Origin of the sequence: Lysobacter sp. FW306-1B-D06B, assembly GCF_038446665.1 — a bacterium.
Classification (GTDB): domain Bacteria; phylum Pseudomonadota; class Gammaproteobacteria; order Xanthomonadales; family Xanthomonadaceae; genus Lysobacter_J.
This window is the reverse complement of the sequence record NZ_CP151802.1, coordinates 3802363-3821899: the sequence shown is the minus strand read 5'-3', so window position 1 is coordinate 3821899 and position 19537 is coordinate 3802363. Positions and strand designations below refer to the sequence as shown.

15 protein-coding genes are annotated in these 19537 nt (G+C 68.6%); 10 read left to right on the top strand and 5 right to left on the bottom strand.

Annotated elements, in window-relative coordinates; translation table 11 throughout:
• Positions 1-187: 187 nt before the first annotated feature.
• From AAFF32_RS17725 to AAFF32_RS17715, 3 genes are read left to right on the top strand one after another with little or no spacing between them, the layout of a single operon-like run.
• Complete coding sequence (locus tag AAFF32_RS17725) at positions 188-1627, top strand: MipA/OmpV family protein (RefSeq protein WP_342315898.1); 1440 nt, start codon at positions 188-190, stop codon at positions 1625-1627.
• A 15-nt stretch (positions 1628-1642) separates the two neighbouring features.
• Positions 1643-2680 carry an AI-2E family transporter gene (locus AAFF32_RS17720; RefSeq protein WP_342315897.1) on the top strand — a complete coding sequence of 346 codons (1038 nt, stop codon included), beginning with the start codon at positions 1643-1645 and terminating at the stop codon, positions 2678-2680.
• A 37-nt stretch (positions 2681-2717) separates the two neighbouring features.
• Positions 2718-3179, top strand: coding sequence for a hypothetical protein (locus AAFF32_RS17715; RefSeq protein WP_216963216.1), 462 nt, complete (start codon positions 2718-2720; stop codon positions 3177-3179).
• Positions 3180-3195: 16 nt separating this feature from the next.
• Here the strand turns inward: AAFF32_RS17715 and AAFF32_RS17710 are convergent, their stop codons facing one another.
• The 3 genes from AAFF32_RS17710 to AAFF32_RS17700 are packed head-to-tail and all read right to left on the bottom strand — an operon-like array spanning position 3196 to position 5486.
• Complete coding sequence (locus AAFF32_RS17710; protein ID WP_342315896.1) at positions 3196-3744, bottom strand: hypothetical protein; 549 nt, start codon at positions 3742-3744, stop codon at positions 3196-3198.
• A gap of 40 nt (positions 3745-3784) precedes the next feature.
• Positions 3785-4240, bottom strand: a complete 456-nt coding sequence (locus AAFF32_RS17705) for a DUF6491 family protein (protein WP_342315895.1) — start codon at positions 4238-4240, stop codon at positions 3785-3787.
• Positions 4221-5486 (bottom strand): tetratricopeptide repeat protein, encoded by a 1266-nt coding sequence (locus AAFF32_RS17700; protein ID WP_216963205.1) that lies wholly within the window; start codon positions 5484-5486, stop codon positions 4221-4223. The genes AAFF32_RS17705 and AAFF32_RS17700 overlap by 20 nt, the downstream gene beginning before the upstream one ends.
• Before the next feature lie 433 nt (positions 5487-5919).
• Between AAFF32_RS17700 and AAFF32_RS17695 the strand changes: the two genes are divergently transcribed.
• Positions 5920-6606: a MarC family protein gene (locus AAFF32_RS17695; protein WP_216963201.1), complete on the top strand. Its 687-nt coding sequence runs from the start codon at positions 5920-5922 to the stop codon at positions 6604-6606.
• A 37-nt stretch (positions 6607-6643) separates the two neighbouring features.
• On the top strand, positions 6644-8077 hold the full coding sequence (locus AAFF32_RS17690) for a basic amino acid/polyamine antiporter (RefSeq protein ID WP_342315894.1): 1434 nt from the start codon (positions 6644-6646) through the stop codon (positions 8075-8077).
• A 25-nt stretch (positions 8078-8102) separates the two neighbouring features.
• On the opposite strand, the gene AAFF32_RS17685 is transcribed toward AAFF32_RS17690, so the two are convergent.
• Entirely contained in the window at positions 8103-11198 is a 3096-nt protein-coding gene (locus AAFF32_RS17685; protein ID WP_342315893.1) for a two-component regulator propeller domain-containing protein, read from the bottom strand.
• 403 nt (positions 11199-11601) lie between these two features.
• On the opposite strand from AAFF32_RS17685, the gene rfbB reads away from it, so the two are divergent.
• From rfbB to AAFF32_RS17660, 5 genes are all read left to right on the top strand, one after another.
• The gene (gene rfbB / locus AAFF32_RS17680) at positions 11602-12654 is read left to right on the top strand and encodes a dTDP-glucose 4,6-dehydratase (protein WP_342315891.1); all 1053 of its coding nucleotides are present in this window, start codon (positions 11602-11604) and stop codon (positions 12652-12654) included.
• A gap of 9 nt (positions 12655-12663) precedes the next feature.
• Positions 12664-13545, top strand: coding sequence for a glucose-1-phosphate thymidylyltransferase RfbA (rfbA, locus tag AAFF32_RS17675; protein WP_216963188.1), 882 nt, complete (start codon positions 12664-12666; stop codon positions 13543-13545).
• Positions 13542-14099, top strand: a complete 558-nt coding sequence (gene rfbC / locus AAFF32_RS17670; protein WP_216963174.1) for a dTDP-4-dehydrorhamnose 3,5-epimerase — start codon at positions 13542-13544, stop codon at positions 14097-14099. The genes rfbA and rfbC overlap by 4 nt, the downstream gene beginning before the upstream one ends.
• 10 nt (positions 14100-14109) lie before the next feature.
• The gene (rfbD, locus tag AAFF32_RS17665; RefSeq protein ID WP_342315888.1) at positions 14110-15006 is read left to right on the top strand and encodes a dTDP-4-dehydrorhamnose reductase; all 897 of its coding nucleotides are present in this window, start codon (positions 14110-14112) and stop codon (positions 15004-15006) included.
• A gap of 108 nt (positions 15007-15114) precedes the next feature.
• Positions 15115-17109, top strand: coding sequence for a S9 family peptidase (locus tag AAFF32_RS17660; RefSeq protein WP_342315887.1), 1995 nt, complete (start codon positions 15115-15117; stop codon positions 17107-17109).
• A gap of 69 nt (positions 17110-17178) precedes the next feature.
• On the opposite strand, the gene AAFF32_RS17655 is transcribed toward AAFF32_RS17660, so the two are convergent.
• Positions 17179-18957 carry an oligopeptide:H+ symporter gene (locus tag AAFF32_RS17655; RefSeq protein ID WP_342317307.1) on the bottom strand — a complete coding sequence of 593 codons (1779 nt, stop codon included), beginning with the start codon at positions 18955-18957 and terminating at the stop codon, positions 17179-17181.
• Between the last annotated feature and the right edge of the window lie 580 nt (positions 18958-19537).

Sequence of the window (19537 nt, the reverse complement as noted above, 5' to 3'; positions counted from 1 at the left end):
CCTGCCGCGGTGAAGTGGTGGTGAACATCGCGTGTCCGCGCAGTGACGTTGTTTTCACGACATCGCGACATTACTTGAACGAAAGTCGCGTCAATCGCGCGTGAGGCGATCCCGGGCGGGCGACGATGCGCTCGCGTCACGTGCGCGTTCGCCTTCCTTTCACACGGGACGTGCCGAGGACGATGCCGTGACGCAGCCCGCGACCTGCCTGCATGCCCCGGCGCCGCCACGGTGCCACGGACGCTGGCGCGGTCGGTTGCTCGCCAGTTCGCTGGCGACGGGGCTGTGGATGCTCGCGCCGCACGCAAGCGCGCAGGACGCCATGCTCGGCACCGTGCTGGAGGAGCCCGGCAGCGCCGGCCTGGGCTTCATGTTCCGCACCGAATCCTCGCCATACCGCGACGGCGGCATGCGCGAGGACTTCATGCCGCTGTACCTCTACGAGGGCGAGCGCTTCTTCCTGCGCGCGAACGAGGCGGGCGTGCGCGTGTGGCGCGACGACACGATGGGCGTGGAGGCCTTCGTCGAGCGCCGCCTGGAAGGCTACCCGGAAGACGAAGCGCCCTTGTCGCTGGAAGGCATGGAAGTGCGCAACACCGGCGCGGATCTGGGCGCGCGCTTCTATCTGAAGCACGGCGCTTCGCGGTGGGACGTGAGCGTGCGCCAGGACGTGTCCAACCTGTCTCACGGCACCGAGGCACGCGCGGGCTACGCCTACACCGTGCAGGGCGATCGCTGGCGGCTGCAGCCCGTCGCGCTGGCGTCCTGGCGCAGCGGCGATCTCAACGACTACTACTACGGCGTGGCGGATTTCGAAGCACGCCCCGACCGGCCCGCCTACGACGCAGGCGCCGGCTGGAACGCCACCCTCGCGCTGTACGGCTCGTACCGCATCTTCAGCCACTGGAGCCTGGTGGGCGGCGCGTATGTCACCAAGCTGTCCTCGCAGATCCGCAACAGCCCGGTGGTCGACGACGACTTGCAATGGGGCGTTATGGCCGGTGCGGCGTACGACTTCGGCAACGGCCAGGTGCGCTGGGACGAGGACTCCGCACCGACCTACGTGAAGGTGTTCTATGGCCGCGACACCGACGACGGCTGCCATCTGGTCAAGATCATGACGCTCAGTTGCGTGAGCCTCAACGACGACGACTACACCGACATCGCCGGCGTCCACGTCGGCCGTCCGTTCGTCTCGCGCTTCAACGGCTGGCCGCTGGACCTGATCGGCTACGTCGGGCTTCTGCACCACGACGAAAAGGGCCGTCAGCCCGACAGCTGGCAGATCGATGCGTACATGAAGGGCTTCTACTACGGTTTTCCCTGGAGCCACCGTGTCACCACGCGACTGGGCTTCGGCATCGGCCTGTCCTACGCCGAACGCGTGCCGTACACCGAAGTCACCACGCAGGCCGAGCGCGAACGCAATACCTCCAAGCTGCTCAACTACCTGGAACCGAGCATCGACGTGAGCGTGGGCGACATCTTCGGCAGCAAGCGCTGGCACGACGTGTACTTCGGGCTGGCGGTTTCGCATCGCTCCGGCATCTTCGGCAGTTCGCAGTTGCTGGGGACGGTCGATGGCGGATCGAACTACATCTATGCCTACCTCGAAGCCGCCTTCTGACGCCCGCAGACGTCCATGCAGACGCGACGCGCCCTGATACCGATCGTGCCGCTGCTCGGCGCGGCCGCGGTGTTCGTGATCATGGTGGCGCTGTACCTGGGGCGCTCGCTGTTCGCGCCGGTGTTCCTGGCGGTGTTCATCGTGTCCGTCGTGTGGCCCTTGCAACGCGCGATGGAAGCGCGCCTGCCGCGAGTGCTCGCCATGTTCCTCACGGTACTGGCCACCGCCGCGGTGGTGATCGCGATGGCGAGCCTGGTGATGTGGGGGCTGAATCGCGCCGTGCAGTGGGCCATCGGCAATGCGGCGGCCTTCCAGACGCACTACCAGCGGATGGATGTGTGGCTGCAAGGACACGGCTTCTATCTGGCGAGCGAGTTCATCCACAACTTCGAACCGCGCTGGCTGTTCGGTGCCTTGCAGCGCCTGGGCGTCGGCCTGCAGCAGGTGGCCAGCTTCATCGTCATCGCGTTGGTGTTCGTCGTGCTGGGTCTGCTGGAAGTGGACTCCACGCGACAGAAGCTGGTGCGCGCCGGACGCGCCGACGTCGTGGGCGCGTGCCGCGCGACGGCGGCCAAGTTCCAGCGCTACATGGTGATCCGCAGCGCGGTGAGCGCCGCGACCGGCCTGGGCGTGTGGGCGCTGGCGTATGCGGTGGGGCTGGATCTGGCGCCCGAATGGGGCCTGATCGCGTTCGCGCTGAACTTCATTCCCTTCATCGGGCCGCTGTTCGCGACGGTGCTGCCCACGTTGTTCGCGATCGTGCAGTTCGGTTTCGCCATCGAGCCGGTGCTCATCTTCATCGGACTGAACCTGGTGCAGTTCCTGCTGGGCAGCTACCTGGAGCCGCGCATCGCCGGCCGCCGCCTGTCGATCTCGCCGTTCCTGGTGCTGTTCGCGGTGTTCCTGTGGAGCATGCTGTGGGGCATCGCCGGCGCGTTCATCGGCGTGCCCATGCTGATCGCGCTGATGACCTTCGCCGAACATCACCCCGCCATGCGCTCATGGACGTCGTTGCTGGCCGGCGACCCCGCCGAGCGCGGGCGATCGGATTGAACCGTTTCCCTGAACCGTCCCGTGCGAGGAGGCCCTCATGTACCGGATCATCCTGTGGATCGCGATCGGCATCGTGCTCGCCCTCGTCGCCGTGTATCGGATTCCGGTCTGGCCGACGGCGCGCTCGACGGGCACGGTTGAACATTGCACGAACCTGACCGAGCCGGTGACGCGCGCCGTCGCGCGTCAGGAACTGGAACGCCACCGTCGCGCCGCGGCGGACGGAACCGACGCCGAGCGCCTCTCGCGCCGCACGGGCGAGGTGGCCGAAACGCGCCGCGCCGGCGCGGTGTACAGCGCCACCCGGCAGAACGAACTGGCCGATGCGGATTGCGTCCTCGAACTGGAGCAGATCGCCAGCGGCGAGCGCCTGAGCGCGGCACGCGGCGAATGGCTGCGCGTCACCGGGCTGATCCTGATCATCAGCATCGGCCTGCTCATCGCGCTGTACCTGGGGCGCATGGCCGCGCTCAAGCGCGGCTGGATGCGTCGGCGTTGAAGCGGCGCAACGCCGGCTAGGGCGTGCGCGTTCGGGCCTGCACGAACGCCCGCGTCATGTCGCGGGCGGCAGGCACGCCGGCCCCCTCCAAGCGCGCCTTTGCGTAAAGGCCCAGGACCGGCTCCAGCGGCGGCACCGATCCCGGCGCCATGCCCTCGGTGGCGAACAACGCGGCATCGAGTACATCGAGCACGTCCTCGGGATGTTTCTTCGCGATCGAGTCGCGCGTGATCAGCGCCAGCTGGGCGGCCTTCTCCTTGCTCGTGCGGAAGCGCCCGGAGACCCGCGTGACGAGTGCATCCGCGCGCTGGATGCGCGGTGCGTTGGAGGGCAGGGTGCGCCCGGCTTCCTGGTTGAGCATGCGATGCCCGGGCGACATGCCGCGTTCCAGCAGCGCGCCGTGCGTGCCCGCTTCGTTGACGCGTCGTTCGTAGACGGAAACCATGAGGACCACGACCAGCGCCGCCGCCGCGATCACCCCGAGCATCGTCCGCCCCGTTACACCGCCGCACCGGCGCGGCGAACCGTTCCGGGCAAGGGACGGGCGGATGCGATCGTCGGTCATGGCGCCTCTCCTGCGGCCAGCGTGGGCGGAAGATCCGGTGTCATTGGGCTTCGTCTTCGACGGTACGAAGTTCGTCCGGAAGGGCGAGGCCCGGCGTCGGCAGCGGGCTGATCAGCATGATCGGGCAGGGCGGGCGCTGCATCGGCGGCGATCCGGGCAGCGACAGCACGCGGATCGCGTCGATCCGCGAGCGCACGCGGCCGTCGCCATGACCGATCCGGATCGCGCGCGCTTCGTCGAGCCCGTGGCAGGGCGAGGGCAGTTCAATGAGGAATCCCGTCTCGCGACGCGGCCATACGGCGAGCGCCTGGTCGCCGAGGGCCTCCCAGCGCATGTTGCGCACGTAGGGAAAGTCCGCCACCGGCAGGCCCGCCTGCGCGCGGTAACGTGACAATCGCTCGCGCGGATCGGTGGGCGTGTGCGCGCAGGCGCAAAGCAGGATCATCCACGTGCACGCGAGCAGTCGCGCGATCGCGTCAGAAGTTCTTGCGCACATTGATCCACACTTCCGTGGAGCTGTAGTTGAAGCCGACGACGTTGCTCTGGTCGCGGATGTACAGCAGCTCCGGTCGCAGCGACCAACTCGGCAGGAACTCCCACACCACGCCCAGGCCGCCTTCGTAGAGGTTGTCCTCGCGCCGCAGGATCGCCTCCTCGTCCACTTCGTCGGGATGGAAGTGCACGCGGTCGGTGTTGTACGCATCGCGTTCCCACCAGACGAAGACGAAGGCATCCAGCGTGTCGCCGAAGGTGTAGTCCAGGTTGGCGGTTGCGCCGTACACGTCGGATTCGCCATCGGGTCGCGAGGTCGCGTAGTTGCGGCCGCCGTGTGCGGTGAAGGAGAAACTGGCGGCGCCGTCGGCGAAGGACGTGCTCCAGCCCAACGACGCCGAGGCGTTGGTGCGGCTGCGGGCGCGCAGCGGGCCGCTGGGGTAGCGGCGTCGCTCCACCGACACGCCCATCGTCAGCTGGTTGTCCAGGTTGAGGTTGCGGCTGTAGTCGACGAAGCCGGCAACGTCGTTGCGGTAATCGCCGTTGCCGCGGTAGCTCACGCGGCCGCGCAGGCCCAGCGCGACGTTGCCATCGTCGACGCCGCGGCTGCCGGCGAAGCTCCAGCGCAGGTCGCGGTCGTCGCGAGACTCCTCGTCGTAGAAGCGTTGCCGGTAGTCGAGCGTCCCGTCGATCGCATAGCCGTTGCCGAAGGAATGGTTGATTCCGCCGCCGGCGCGCAGGTTCCAGAACAGTTCGTCGCGATCGCCGCCGCCGAGGACGTTGGTCCCGCGCGTGGAATTGACGCGGTAGCGGCCATAGCCCGCTACGGCGTATCCGAAGGCCGTCGTGCTGCGTTCGTTCTCCAGCACCTCGCGCGCGGCGTCGTCGTAGATCTCCACCTGCGTGAGCAGGTCGGACGGGAGGTTCTCGAAGCGCAGTGCGACCTCGAACTGGTCGCGGGCCTTCGCGTACTGCCCCAGCGCGCGAAACGCGCGACCGAGGGCGAGGTGGGCCTCGGTGTCGTCCGGATCGAGCTCGATGCTGTGCTCCAGGGCGACGCGCGCCTGCTCGGCGTTGCCCGTGCCGAGCGCGGCGCGACCGAGCAGGTAGAAGAAGTTCGCGTCCTGCGCGTGCGAGTTCGCCAGCGGTGCGAGCAGTTCATAGCTCTGCTGGTACTGATGGTCGCGCACCATCGTCTCGGCCTGCTCCAGCGCGGGGTCCTGGGCATGCGCCGCGAAGCAGACGCACAAGCATGCGGCGCATGCGATGCGCCAACCCTCCCGGCTGAGACGCGAGCGACCAGGCGATGGGCAAGGGCGTCGCATGGCTCCTCCATGCCAGAGCGGACTGGATGCCGTCGCAGATCCGACGCGGGCGACGGTGCCGGTAATACGCCAACTTCCATGGACGAGATGCCGGTGAGGTTCGAAGGCCCCGGGGTCGTGGCAGGTCGCTCCGCGCCCTACTTATCACACGCACATGGCGGCGCCTCCACCATTCCTTCACGGGTTCGTGACGCGCGCGGCTCCATCGTCCGGTCGCAGCGCGCAGGGTGCATCACCGTGGCCGCGCTCTTCCGCGCGACCGTGAGCACCCGATGGCGCAAGCGCGGCCAGATCGGGATCCGGGCACGCGAATCCGGCCTGTCCGCCGCATGGCGAAGTTGACCGAAGGGAGCAGCCGATGACGTACGGCGAGTCATTCCTGATCGAGTTCGCCAAGGATCTCGTGTTGATCCCGATGACGCTGCTGCCCATCATCAATCCGCTGAGCTCCGCGCCGGTGTTCGTCGCCACCGTCGGTCGCCATCCGGCGTCGGCCAAGCGGCTTGCGCGGCAGATCTCGATCAACAGCTGGTTCGTCATCGTCGTGTCGATGCTGATCGGCACCTACGTGCTGCGCGTTTTCGGAATCTCGCTGCCGATCGTGCGCCTGGGCGGCGGATTGCTGGTGGCGGCAGCCGCGTGGCGCATGCTCGGTGCACAGCACGGCGAGGACGAGATGCACGCCGCCGCCGTGGACGAAGCCCGCGCGCTGTCGCAACAGGAGATCCTCAGCCGCAGCTTTTTTCCGATGACCTTTCCGCTGACCACCGGTCCCGGCACCATCGCCGCGTCGATCGCGCTGGGCACCGAGTTTCCGATGACCACGCCCGCGCTCTACCTGACGGGCCTGGCGATCTGCGCGGGCGGCGCGACGCTGGTGAGCATCGTGCTGTACTACATCTTCAAGAACGCCGCTGCCGTGCTCGGCAAGCTCGGGCCCGCCGGCACGCTGGTGATGATGCGGCTGATGTCGTTCATCCTGCTGTGCATCGGCATCCAGATCATGTGGAACGGCTGGGCCGAGCTCAACGGCATCGTCAGTTGAGGCGAACCGTGCACATGCATCGACAAGGAGAGCGCCGATGAGCACGCCGCAGGCCAAGACGCTCTCGTTCGGCGCGTTGTTCGCGCTGGTCGTGGGTTCGATGATCGGCTCGGGCATCTTCGCGCTGCCGGCCGCGTTCGCGCGTGCCACCGGCGTGGTGGGCGCGAGCATCGCCTGGCTCATCGCCGGCGGCGGCATGCTGATGCTGGCCTTCACCTTCCTGATCCTGTCGCGACGCCGGCCGGATCTGGATTCGGGTATCTACGCCTATGCCCGGGCCGGTTTCGGCGGCTACGCCGGCTTCATGTCGGCGGTCGGCTACTGGATCGGCTGCTGCCTGGCGGACGTGGCCTGCCTGGTGCTGATCAAGGCCACCATCGGCCAGTTCGTGCCGGCGTTCGGCGATGGCACGACCGCGCTGGCGATCGTGTCCGCGTCGCTGCTGCTGTGGGGCGTGCACCTGCTGATCCTGCGCGGCGTGCGTGAGGCCGCCGCGCTCAACACCATCGCCACCATCGCCAAGCTGGTGCCGATCGCCACCTTCATCTTCGTCGTCATCGTGGGCTTCCGGCGCGATGTGTTCGCGGCCAACCTGTGGGGCGGGGACGAGGCCACGTTCTCCGGCGTGGCCGGCCAGGTGCGCGCGACGCTGCTGGTGACGGTGTTCGCGTTCGTCGGCATCGAAGGCGCAAGCGTCTACTCGCGCTACGCCCGTAGGCGCGAGGACGTGGGCCTGGCGACCGTGCTCGGCTTCTTCGGCGTGCTCTGCCTGCTGATCATGGTGACGATGTTCTCCTACGGCATCCTGCTGCGGCCCGAACTCGCCGCGCAGCCCACGCCGGCGATGGCGGGCGTGATGGAGGCGGTGGTCGGTCCGTGGGGGCGTGTCTTCGTCAGCGTGGGGTTGCTGATCTCGGTGCTGGGAAACTACCTGTCATGGTCGCTGCTGGCGGCCGAGGTGCTGCATTCGGCGGCGCGCGACGGCACCGTGCCCGCGGCGCTGGCGCGCGAGAATGCACGCGGTGCGCCGGCGGCCGCGCTTTGGCTTACCAATTCGCTGATCCAGGCGTTCCTGCTGGTGACCTGGTTCGCCGAGTACGCCTTCCTGCTCGCACTGAAGATGACCGGCGCGATGACGCTGGTCCCGTACCTGCTGGTCGGCGCTTACGGAGTGAAACTGGCGTGGACGGGTGAAACCTTCGCGGCCGACGAGTCCGCGGCGCGTCGCCGCGCGCTGCTGTGCACCGTGCTGGCCACCGCCTATGCCGCCGCGATGCTGACCTTCGGTGGCACGCGGTACCTGCTGTTCACCGCGCTGCTGTACGTGCCCGCCACGATCCTGTTCGTGCTGGCGCGCAGGGAAGAAGGCAAAGCGGTGTTCACGCGCGGGGAGCGCATGGTGTTCGTGCTGCTGTGCGTGGCAGCGGCGATCGCGCTGTACGGACTCGCCACCGGAGCACTCACGGTCTAGCCGGGCGCATGCACCGTGGCATGCGCTATCGCCATGGCAGCCGATCGAGCAGTCGTCGCCAATACGATGAACGCGTGGGACGCGCATACGCCGCGGCGGCGGGCACGCGCAGGGCGACTTCGGTACCCGCGCCCGGGCGCGACAGCACGTCCAGGTGCGCACCCAGTCGTTCGGCGCGCTCGGACATGCCGTCCAGTCCCCAGTGGCCGGGACGGTTGGGCGTGTGCTGGTGCATGCCGACGCCGTCGTCGCGTACGCGCAGGCGCAGTTCGCGCTGGTGATAACCCACTTCGATCTCCACCGCGTTCGCACGCGCATGCTGGAGTGCGTTGAGGACCGCTTCGCGGCCAATCAGGTACAGCTCCTCGGCGACGCCGGGCAGCAGGGCACGCGGCTTTCCTTCCTCGATCAGGCGCATGTCCGGCAATGGCTGGGTGAGGATCTCGTCGCGCACGTGCAGCAGCGCGCTGCCCAGGTCGTGCCAGTACTGCACGTCGCCGCGCAGTCCGCGCACGCGGTCGCGTCCTTCGGTCAGCGCGTGCTCGGCCAGGTCCAGCGCCTTCTCCAGATCCTCGCGCACCGGATCGTCTTCGCGAAGGCCCTGGCTGGCCGCGTGCAGCCGCAGGATCAATCCCTGGGTGCCCTGCAGCAGCGTGTCGTGCAGTTCACGCGCGATGCGCTCGCGCTCCATGTAGCGCTCCTGCATGCGCAGGCGGATCTGCCCGGCGAGATGGCGAAGGCGGAGCAGGTAAGCGATCCACAGCACCGAGATCGCCAGCAGCGCGCACAGCAGGCGGAACCACGCCGTCTGGTAGTAGCGCGGCGCGATCGTGAGCCGCTGCGATGCGCCCAGTTCGTTCCACACGCCGTCGTTGTTGGCGGCGATGACGCGGAAGGTATACGTGCCCGGGCCTGGATCGCTGTAGAAGGCGACGCGTCGCGTGCCGGCGTCCTGCCAGTCCTGGTCGTAGCCCTCCAGCTTGTAGCGGAACCGCACGCGCTCGGGAATCGACAGGCTCAGCGCGGTGTAGGCGATCTGCAGGTTTCTGACGCCGGCGGGCAATGCCAGTGTCTGCGCGCCCACGCCCCAGGTGCGGTCGTTGGCGAGCAGCGAACGGATCCGCACCGGCGGCGGAATCGGATTGCGCGCGATCGCCGCCGGATCGATCGACACCACGCCGCTGGTGGTGGCGAACCACAGCTGGCCGTCGTCGGTCTGCACGGCGGTGGGCAAGGGGCGGAACTGCGCCGGGATGCCCGGTACGCCGTCGAGGAAATCGAAGCGTTCGTACACGCGGCCTTCGCCCGACTCGAACAGGCGCGGTACCCGTGCGGCCGGCACGTGCACGATTCCGCGTGCGCCGTTCAACCACAGGTCGCCCTCGCGCGTTTGCACGATGCCGGAGATGCCGAGGAACGGATCGTCGGCGCCCGCGAGGACGCTTCGCACGCGACCCTCGCGATACAACGCCAGCCCGCGTTCGCCGCCGATCCAGATTCCGTCCGCGCCCTCGAACAGCGCGGTCACGTTGCCCACGTTCAGTCCCTGTGCGGTGTCGAGCAGTTGCAGCGCGCCGCGGCGCATCAGCGTGATCTTGTTGCGCGCGAAGCCCATCCACAGCGCGCCGTCGTTCGCCGCCAGCAGCGTGAGCGGCGAGGAGCCTTCCGGCATGCCCCGCAGGTCCTGGAAGTGCTGCCACTTTCCCTGCGCCAGCCGGTAGACGCCGGGCGTGTTCAACGACACCCACAGCGCGCCGTCGCCATCCTTCGCGATGGCCTGCACGCCGGAGTAGTCGCGCACGGGCAGCGCGGTCACTTCCGCCGCGCGGCCCGCGCGCAGCGCCCACAGGCCGTCGGGCCCGCCGAGCCAGACGATGCCGTCGCGGTCCCGATGCGCGGCGGTGATCGGCGCGGGCACGTCGAGGAAGGTCAGCCGATCGCCGTGCAGGTGCATGAGCGGCCGGTTTCGGGTGCCTGCCAGCAACGCCCCGCTGTCGTCGGGGGCGATGGCGAAATCCTGGGCGCCTTCCGGAAGCAGCGCCGGCACCACGTTGGAATGGCGGAAGCGGTCGAGCCCGCGGCTGCTGCCGATCCAGACCGTGCCTTCGCGGTCTTCCAGGATCGGTTGCACGTAATCCGAACTGAGCCCGTCGACCCGGCGGAACGCTTCGAACGCCCGCGTTGCCTCGCCACCCGCCGCGGCGGTGGGATGCGCGAGCCGGAACACGCCTTCGCCCAGCGTGTTTGCCCACAGCGTCCCGTCGCGATCGAACAGCAGCCCGGCCGATGGCAGGGTGAGGGCGCGCGTGGCCGGCGTGACATCCAACGGCAATGCGCGCACGGCGCCGTCGGATTCGGCGACCCAGATGCTGCCGTCGGGCGCCTGTGCGATCTGGCTGATCCGCCCGACCGGCGCGGCCACGCTCTGGAACGTCGTTGCACCCTTGCGAAGGAACGCCACTTGATGCTCCGTCGCCACCCACAGCGTGCCGGCGGCGTCGACGAACACCGTGCGCGCCTGCTTTCCCGGGTACCGCCACTGCGGCCCCAGCCGTTCCCAGCGATGTCCACGTAGGCGGACGAGGCCGGTGAACGTGGCCGCCCACAAGGTGCCGTCGTGGTCCTGTGCGAAGCGGAACACCGTGCTGGTGGGCAGGCCGTCGGCCTCGCCGTAGTGGGTGATCCGGTCGCCTTCGATGAAACTCACCGCGCCATAGCGGAACCCCACCCACAGCCCGCCGTTCGCCGGTGCGTACAGCGTGGAGATGCTTGCGGCGGGGAAGGCGTTCGAACCGGTCGGCTCGAAGCGCTCGAACTGGACGCCATCGAAGCGGAACAGGCCGATCTGCGTGGCCAGCCACAGATAACCGTCGCGCGTCTGCGCCAGCGCCGTGACCTGACCGGGCGCGCCTTCCTTCACCGTCCAGGCGGTGTGGTGGAACTGGCCGATGCGCCGCGTCGCGTCCAGTGCGTGCGCGGCATCGGCGACCAGCAGGGCGAACAGGCAGCACATCGACGCCAGCATCGCGCGCACGGCGCTTCGCGCAGGGTGCACTTTGCCGCCTCGCTCGTTGGACGCGTTGGCCAACCCGATCTCCTCGCGAACGTCATGCAGTGGCACGCGTTCCCCGCGCTCGTCAGTGCCTTCCCTGTAGGCCGTGCCCACGATCACCCGGCCCGATGCGGCGGGGGTCGTTCTCGGCGCTGGCCTGCACCGCATTGTGGCCTATCCCGTCGTGGCGCGGCAGCGCGGTTCAGGCGCCGTTGCAGCCATCGGATGATTGCGACCGGTTGCGCAAGATGGCGGGCCGAAACGGCCGTCCTGTGGGCATGCGGGACGGCTTTCTGGGATACTCTGCGGCGGCGAGCGGTGGCGGATCAGAGCGCTTTCAGACCCGCGCGTTGGCGTCGCCCCGGACCGGGGCCGACCGCCGACGCCGCAATGGCCTTCGGCCCCTCGGTGGCCGGACCCGCCTGATGCGGGCATGCCCTCGTCCTTCATGACATTCGAGCAAGGAGTTCCAGTGGCGACGTGGCTTGTGACCGGGGGCGCCGGCTTCATCGGCGGTAATTTCGTGTTGGATGCGGTGCGCCGGGGCACCAAGGTCGTGAACCTGGATGCGCTGACCTACGCCGGCAACGTCGACACCCTGGCCTCGCTCCAGGACGATCCGCGCCATAGCTTCGTGCACGGTGACATCGGCGATGCCGCGCTCGTCGCGCGACTGCTGCGCGAGCATCGTCCGCAGGCGGTGATCAACTTCGCCGCCGAGAGCCACGTGGACCGTTCCATCGACGGCCCGGCCGCGTTCGTGCAGACCAATGTCGTTGGCACGCTGGCGTTGCTGGAAACCGTGCGCGACTACTGGCGTGGCCTGGAGGCCGCCGAGCGCGACGCGTTCCGCTTCCTGCACGTGTCCACCGACGAGGTGTACGGCTCGCTCGGCGAGACGGGCAAGTTCACCGAAGAAACGCCGTACGCGCCGAACTCGCCGTACTCCGCGTCCAAGGCCGCCTCCGACCATCTGGTGCGTGCGTTCCACCACACCTACGGGCTGCCGGTGCTCACCACCAACTGTTCGAACAACTACGGTCCGTACCAGTTTCCCGAGAAGCTCATCCCGCTGATCATCGCCCGCGCACTGGCCGGCGAGCCGCTGCCCGTGTACGGCGACGGCCGCAACGTGCGCGACTGGCTCTTCGTGGGCGACCACTGCGCGGCGATCCGGCGCGTGCTGGAAGCCGGACGCACGGGCGAGACCTACAACGTCGGCGGCGACGCCGAGCGCCGCAACATCGACGTGGTCACCACCATCTGCCGACTTCTCGACGAGCGCCGCCCGCTGGCCGATGGCCGCGCGCGCGAATCGCTGATCACCTTCGTCGCCGACCGTCCCGGCCACGACCGCCGCTATGCGATCGATGCGTCCAAGATCCAGCGCGAACTGGGCTGGTCGCCGACGCTGACCTTCGAGGAAGGCATCGCGCAAACCGTGCAGTGGTATCTGGATCACCAGCCGTGGGTGCAGCGTGTGCTCGACGGCAGCTATCGACTTGAACGCATCGGTCAGGCCTGAGGCACTCCCATGAACCGCAAGGGCATCATCCTGGCCGGCGGCACCGGCACGCGGCTGTATCCGATCACCAAGGGTGTCAGCAAGCAGCTGCTGCCGGTGTACGACAAGCCGATGATCTACTACCCGCTCAGCGTGCTGATGCTGGCGGGCATCCGCGAAGTGCTGGTCATCAACACGCCGCACGAGCAGTCGCTGTTCCAGGCGCTGCTCGGCGACGGTTCGCAATGGGGCATGCGCATCGAGTACGCCGTGCAGCCCAGTCCGGACGGACTCGCGCAGGCGTACCTGATCGGTCGCGATTTCGTCGCCGGCCAGCCCAGTTGCCTGGTGCTGGGCGACAACATCTTCCACGGCCCCGGGCTGACGGGGATGCTCAAGCGCGCCGGCGAGCGTGACGGCGCGACCGTGTTCGGCTACTGGGTGCGCGATCCGGAGCGCTACGGCGTGGCCGAGTTCGACCAGGACGGCCGCGTGATCGGCCTGGAAGAAAAGCCCGCGCGTCCGCGTTCCAACTACGCCATCACCGGGCTGTACTTCTACGACGGCCGCGCCAGCGACTTCGCCGCGCAGCTCAAGCCTTCCGCGCGCGGCGAGCTGGAGATCACCGATCTCAACCGGCGCTATCTCGACGAACGTGCGCTGCACCTGGAGCAGCTCGGACGCGGATACGCGTGGCTGGACACCGGCACGCACCAGTCGCTGCTGGAAGCGTCCAACTACATCGAGACGATCGAAGCGCGGCAAGGCCTGCGCGTGTGCTGCCCGGAGGAGATCGCCTGGAACAACGGCTGGATCGATGCCGCGCAGCTCAACGAACTCGCCCGCCCGCTGGCGAAGAACGGTTACGGCGAATACCTGATGAGCCTGGCCGAGCGGGGCCCGGTGCCGTGAAGGTGATCCAGACCGATCTGCCGGGATGCCTGGTGATCGAGCCCCGCGTGTTTGCCGACGATCGCGGCGATTTCTTCGAATCGTTCAATCACGACAAGCTCGCCGCGCATGGGCTGCAACCCGCGTTCGTGCAGGGCAATATCTCCACCTCGCGCAAGGGCGTGCTGCGTGGGCTGCACTACCAGTGGCCGAAGCCGCAGGGCAAGTACGTGTCCGTCATCGAGGGCGAAGTGTGGGATGTGGCGGTCGACATCCGTCGCGGCTCGCCGCATTTCGGTCGCTGGACCGCGGTGCTGCTCAGCGGAGAGAACAAGCGCCATGTGTGGATTCCGGAAGGCTTCGCACACGGGTTCGTGACGCTGAGCGAACGCGCGGTGTTCAGCTACCTGTGCACCGCGACCTACGACGCCGCGGCCGATGCCGCGATCCGCTGGAACGACGCGCGGCTGGCGATCGACTGGCCCGTCAGCGACATCACGGTGTCGGACAAGGACGCGCGCGCCCCGTTCCTGGAAGACGTTCCGGAAGACCGTCTGCCGGTGTACTCGCCGTGACGCGGGCCGCGTGAAGCTCCTGCTCGTCGGCGCGAACGGCCAGGTCGGGCATGCGCTGACGCGCAGCCTCGCGCCGCTGGGCGAGGTCGTCGCGACCACGCGCGGCGGCACGCTCGAAGTCAGTGCGCGCTGCGAGGCACTGGACCTGGGCGATGCGGACGCGATCGCGCCGCTGGTCGAACGCGTGCAACCCGACGCCGTCGTCAACGCCGCCGCGTACACCGCGGTGGACCGCGCTGAGGACGAAGCGGAACTGGCGATGCGCATCAACGCGCGGGCGCCGGAGCGGCTTGCGCAGACGTGCGCGTCGCTCGACATCCCGCTGCTGCATTACTCCACCGACTACGTGTTCGACGGAACAAGCACGCGCCCGTACCGCGAGGACGACGCCACCGCGCCGCTCGGCGTGTACGGCCAGAGCAAGCTTGCCGGCGAGCAGGCCATCGCGGCCAGCGGCGCGCGCCATCTCATCCTGCGCACCGCCTGGGTCTACGGCCTGTACGGGCAGAACTTCCTGCGCACGATGCTGCGCCTGGGCGCCGAGCGCGACGCGCTGCGCGTGGTCGCCGACCAGCACGGCTGCCCGACGCCGGCCTGGCTGATCGCCGACGTCACGGCGACGATCCTGCGCCGCGGCATCGTCGAATCCGGCGTGCGCCATCTGGTCGCCGCCGGCGAGACGACGTGGCACGGATTCGCCGAGGCGATCTTCGACGAGGCGGTGTCATCCGGTCGCATCGCGCGCCGGCCGGTCGTGCATCCCATCGCCACCGCGGACTACCCAACCCGCGCGGCACGGCCCGCGTACTCGGTGCTCGCCACCGATCGACTGCGGTCGGAATACGGCCTGGAATTGCCCCACTGGCGCGCGGCCCTGCGCGAAACCTTCGCGGCCGAAACCGACTGACATCGCACGACGGCGCGTGGGTCGATGCGCTAGGCTTCGGCCACGCACACCGGCGGCGCCAAGGGGGCGGCCACGGAAGGTGCAGTGCCGATAGGGAAGGGGGAAATCATGAAGCAGTTGTTCCTGGCGGCAGCGCTGACGGCGCTGTCTTCGCCGGCCATGTGCGCGGACGTGGACGTTTCGGCGTACGTTCGCAAGGATCAGTTCGGAGACATCCTGATCTCGCCCAATGGCAGTCACTTCGCGGCCACCGTGCCGCTGGAGGACCGCACCGTGCTGGCGGTGATCGAGCGCGGCACCAACAAGCTGACGGGCAGCTTCAACGTGGGCCGCAACACCGAGATTTCCGAATTCGCCTGGGTCACGCCCGACAGGCTGCTCTTCGGCACCGCCAGGAAGTTCGGCGCGCTCGCCCGCCCGCAGCTCACCGGCAACCTGTACGCGATGAACGCCGACGGCAGCAAGCTCGACATCCTGGTCGGGCAGGACATCGACGACGGCGGCCCGGGCACGTCGATCAAGCCCAAGAAGGGCAACAACAAGATCGCCGCGTTCCTGATCGATGCGCCGCCGGCGGACACCCGCTCGGTGCTGGTCGCGGCGTTGCCGTACACCTACGGTCCGGCGGACGTGTTCACCACGGTCGAACGCCTCGACCTGTTCAGCGGCCGGCTCTCGCGCGTGGCCACCGTGCCGGTGCGCAACGCCGGTTTCGCGCTCGACAACAAGGGCCAGGTGCGCTTCGCCTCCGGCGCCAACGCCGACCGCATCCGCAAGCTGTACTACCGCGCCAACGACGGCGCGGAGTGGGAGCTGATGACGATCGAGAAGAACGGCCTGTTCGAGGAGCCGGTCGGCTTCTCCGCCGACGACAGCATTGCGTACCTGCAGGTCGAGCAGCCCGACGGTCCGGACGCGATCGTCGCGCTGGAACTGGCCACGGGCAAGCGCACCCAGGTGCTGCGCGACGACGACGTCGACCCGTCGCGCATCATCTACCGCAACGGCACGCATGTACCGATCGGCGCTTACTTCAACGACGGCCGCCCGCGCTCGGAGTTCTTCGATGCGCAGGCGCCCGAGGCGCGACTGCAGAAGAGCCTGGAAGGCGCGTTCGCCGGCAACGCGGTGACGATCACCTCGCAGACCAGCGACGGCGGCGTGGCCCTGGTGCAAGTCGCCAGCGCGCAGAACCCGGGCGATTTCTACCTGTTCGACACCAAGGCCAAGAAGGCCGAGCACGCGCTGGCGCGTCGCGAATGGTTCGATCCGGAGCAGCAGTCCCCCATGCAGCCGGTGACGTTCGCCGCGCGCGACGGCCTCACGCTGCACGGCTACCTGACGGTACTCAAGGGCAGCAGCGGCAAGAACCTGCCGATGGTGGTGATGCCGCACGGCGGCCCGTACGGCGTCCGCGACGTGTGGACCTTCGACGAAGAAGTGCAGATGCTCGCCGACGCCGGCTACGCGGTGTTGCAGGTGAACTTCCGCGGCTCCGGCGGTTACGGCGTGGCGTTCACTTCGGCCGGCCAGCGCGAGTGGGGCGGCAAGATGCAGGACGACGTGACCGACGCGACGCGCTGGGCGATCCAGCAGGGCATCGCCGACAAAGGCCGCATCTGCCTGTACGGCGGCAGCTACGGCGGTTATGCCTCGCTGATGGGCGTGGCGAAGGAGCCGGACCTGTACAAGTGCGCTGCCGGTTACGTCGGCGTGTACGACCTGCCGACGATGCACACACAGGGCGACATCCAGGAGCGCGGTTCGGGCGAGACCTACATCAACGATTGGATCGGCAAGCGCGATTCGCTCGGCGCGGTGTCGCCCAACCGCATGGCCGATCGCATCAAGGTGCCGGTGTTCCTCGCCGCCGGCGGCGAAGACCAGCGCGCGCCCATCACGCACAGCCGGATGATGGAACAGGCGCTGCGCAAGGCCGGCGTTCCGGTGGAGACGCTGTACTACAACGACGAAGGCCACGGCTTTTACATCGAGGCGCACCGCAAGGAGTTCTACACGCGCCTGCTCGCGTTCCTCTCTCGCAGCCTGGGCGGCTCGGTGGCGGTGACGGGCACCGGCGGCGAGGCGAAAGCCGCGAAGTAAGCACGCCGGCAGCCATCCTGCGACACCACGAACGACGCCCACGGGCGTCGTTCGTTTTTTGCGCGACGGTTACTTCACGCCGTGCATCAACCGCCGCAGCAGCGGCGCGGCGATCATCGCCAGCACCGCCCAGCCCAGGCCGATCCCCATCATCAGCCAGAACAGGTTGGCGTACTTGTCGCCGGCGACGGCGAAATCGATCGCGGCGCCTTCGGGCATGTCGAGCGCGGCGAGCTTGCCGAACAGCGCCGCGAGCGTTTCGGAAAACGCGGTCGCCAGGAACCAGGTGCCCATCATCAGGCTCATCACGCTCTTCACCGACAGCTGCGTGACGGCCGACAGGCCCACCGGCGCCAGGCACATCTCGCCGATCTCCAGCAGCAGGTAGGCCAGCACCAGCCACCACACGCTGGCGAGCTGGCCGCTGTCGCCGGCATGCTGCGCCGCCCACGCCAGCGGGATGAAGCTCAGGCCGGCGAACACCAGGCCGATGGCGGATTTCACCGGCTTGGACGGGTCCATGCCGCGACGGTCCAGCGCATCCCACAGCCGCGCGAACACCGGCGCCAGCAGCACCAGGAACAACGCGCCCAGGTAGGTCAGCGAGCCCGCCGTCTGCGGCAGCACCACGCAGTCGCGCAGCAGGAACACGAGCATCAGCACGATCGCGCCGGCGAACAGCAGCTTGGGCAGGCGCGAATCCGGATCGCGATCCGACAGCATCGCCGCCGCGACGAACGCCGCCGGCGCGAGCACCAGCGACACCGTCGACCACGGCCACGGCGTGCCTTCGCGGATCACCAGCGGGGGGAACACGTCCTTGGTCAGCAGCCGGTCGGTGAAGGTCACCCACGAACCGTAGGTCTGCTCATAAAGCGTGAAGTACACCAGCGCCATGAAGATCAGCGCCAGCAGCGCGATCATCTGGTGGCGCTGCTCGCGCGTGCAGCGCGTGGTGGTGAACCAGAAGAACCATCCCAGCACGGCGAGCATCACCAGCAGCATCAGCACCAGCGCGAGCGAGATCTCGCCGCCCAGCGCGAAGCGGCCATTGGCGACCGCCCACATCAGCGCCGCCAGCGGCACCAGCGCGAGCAGCGCGCCGAGGTAGATCGCCCATTCGCGCGGCAGGCCGAACACGCGCTCGCGCAGGCGCGCGGGGTCGGGCGGCTCGGCATGGCCGTGCAGGTACCTCTGCCCCCACAGGAACTGCGCCAGCCCCAGCAGCATGCCGATGCCGGCCGCGCCGAAGCCCCACTTCCACCCCAGCGTCTGGCCGAGATACCCGCACACCAGCGCCGAGAACAGCGCGCCCAGGTTGATGCCGGCGTAGAACAGCGAGAAGCCCGAGTCGCGGCGCGGATCGTTCTGCGGATACAGGCGGCCGACGATGGTGGAGATGTTCGGCTTGAGGAATCCCACGCCGACGATGATCAGCGCCAGCGAGAGATAGAACACGCGCAGCGCGCCTTCATCGCGCACCACGGTCGCGCCGCTGCCGCTGGCGGCGTGGCCTTCCACCGCCATGCCCAGGTGCCCGGCGACCAGCAGCAGCCCGCCGAAGACGACCGCCTTGCGCATGCCCAGGAAGCGGTCGGCGAGCAGTCCGCCGACGACCGGCAGGCAGTAGACGAGGCCGCCGTATGCGCCCAGCACGTCGAGCCCGGGGCCGTCGCCGAAGCGGTGGTGCTGCAGCAGGTAGAGCAGCAGCAGCGCCTTCATCCCGTAGAAGGAGAAGCGCTCCCACATCTCGGTGAAGAAACAGACGTAGACGCCCTTCGGGTGGCCGAAGAGTTCGTCGCGCGGGTTGCGGGCGACGTCCGCGGCACGGGGATCAGAGAGGTCGATGGCGGCCACGGCGGGCTCCGCGAAGGGTCGGGCGAGTATAGGAGCGCGCTCTGAAGTCGCGTGCGGATCAATGCAAAGGGCACGTAGCCCGGGTAAGCGCAGCGCACCCGGGGGCGTCACCACCCGATTCCCGGGTGCGCTGCGCTTACCCGGGCTACGCACGACGAGTTGCTGCATGGGGGCGACGAGCACTCGGACGGGGTCGGACGGGCATCGGGGTGAGGTCGAGCGGGCAGACCGATGCCCTCGCGAAGGCAGCCGGATGGGTGCCCGAACCCACTGCGATGGGTGCGCGACGGCAGGCGGGCCGGTGCGCGAGGGCACCGGAATGCCCTCGCACGGGTGGTCCGGTGGGTGTGCGAGGGCGGCGATGCGTGCGTGAGGGTGACTCACTGCCTGCCGGCGGGCAGGTCACCGGGGTCGGGAGGGCATCGACATTGGGATCGCACAGGCACCGCAGACCTCGTTCGAGGGCAATGCGATGCTCGTTCGAGGGCAGCGGGTTGCTCGTTCGAGGGCATGGCGTTCCTCGTTCGAGGACGGTCCGATGCTCGTTCACCCGACGCCGCACCCCTCTCGA